The sequence below is a fragment of the Microtetraspora sp. AC03309 genome (genome assembly GCF_020826795.1).
Lineage (GTDB): Bacteria > Actinomycetota > Actinomycetes > Streptosporangiales > Streptosporangiaceae > Microtetraspora > Microtetraspora glauca.
The window spans coordinates 1-374 of the sequence record NZ_JADDIL010000663.1 but is presented as its reverse complement, the minus strand read 5'-3'; the positions used below and the strand labels follow the sequence as shown (position 1 = coordinate 374).

General features: G+C 63.6%; 1 pseudogene. It reads left to right on the top strand.

Going from position 1 to position 374, the window contains the following annotated elements:
- Positions 1-194 (top strand): annotated as a pseudogene (locus IMZ11_RS44845) (acetyl-CoA C-acetyltransferase); the annotation flags it as partial.
- Positions 195-374: the final 180 nt, after the last annotated feature.

The following is a 374-nucleotide window of genomic DNA, read 5'->3' as shown; positions in this document are numbered from 1 at the left end:
CTCTAAACGCCGATCCGGCCAAGCTCAATCCGCGAGGTGGCGCCATCGCGCTCGGGCATGCCCTGGGGGCATCGGGAACACGCCTGCTCACCACCATGGTCAACAACCTTGAACGCAGTGGAGCACGTTACGGGCTACAAACCATGTGCGAAGGCGGCGGCATGGCCAACGCCACCATCATCGAACGGCTGTAGTCGACCGCTCGAATCTGAGCTTGTGTGCGACTTTCCGGCGAAAGTCCGCACACAGGCTCAGGTTCGGCGCTACACCCGCTGGAGTTCGAACAGCGGAATCGCCCGGGTGGTCTTGGCCTGGTACTCGGCGAAAACCGGCGCCCGCTCGACGATCTTGGGGTACGTCGCGTCGCGCTCGTC